Raw genomic sequence first — 508 nt, forward strand, 5'->3', positions numbered from 1 at the left:
AACAAGGTAGCCGTATCGGAAGGTGCGGCTGGATCACCTCCTTTCTAAGGAAAAGAGTAAGGGAGAGATGCTGTTCAATTATGAATGTTCTTGAAGAAAGAAAATAAAACTTCTGGTGGCGATGCGCTAAGGGGAAACACCCGTATCCATCCCGAACACGATGGTTAAGACCTTAGCGGCCTATGGTACTATGCTGGAGACGGCATGGGAGAGCGGGTGGCTGCCAGATTAAAGAAAAAAATGGGCTTGTAGCTCAGCCGGTTAGAGCGCACGCCTGATAAGCGTGAGGTCGATGGTTCGAGTCCATTCAAGCCCATTCTAAAAGAAAAAACAATTGAAAAAGTAAAAAACCTTTACTAAGGGGGCGTAGCTCAGTTGGGAGAGCACCTGCCTTGCAAGCAGGGGGTCAAGAGTTCGAATCTCTCCGTCTCCACTGAAGTAGAGATACTTCAAAAAGATTGTACATTGAAAACTGCATACTGAAATAATCTAGAAAAAGAATGTCATA

At 45.3% G+C, this 508-nt stretch carries 2 tRNA genes and 1 rRNA gene; all 3 read left to right on the forward strand.

The features are described from left to right. The first annotated feature begins 111 nt into the window (after nt 1-111). The 3 genes from rrf to DWX29_RS12525 all read left to right on the forward strand — a co-directional run bounded on the left by rrf (nt 112) and on the right by DWX29_RS12525 (nt 433). A 5S ribosomal RNA gene (gene rrf / locus DWX29_RS12515) occupies nt 112-229 on the forward strand. A 13-nt stretch (nt 230-242) separates the two neighbouring features. After that, nucleotides 243-316: transfer RNA gene (locus DWX29_RS12520), tRNA-Ile, on the forward strand. Between the two features lie 44 nt (nt 317-360). Next, nucleotides 361-433: transfer RNA gene (locus DWX29_RS12525), tRNA-Ala, on the forward strand. Nucleotides 434-508: the final 75 nt, after the last annotated feature.

Source organism: Eubacterium sp. AF19-12LB (assembly GCF_003479125.1).
Classification (GTDB): Bacteria; Bacillota; Clostridia; order Lachnospirales; family Lachnospiraceae; genus Eubacterium_U; species Eubacterium_U album.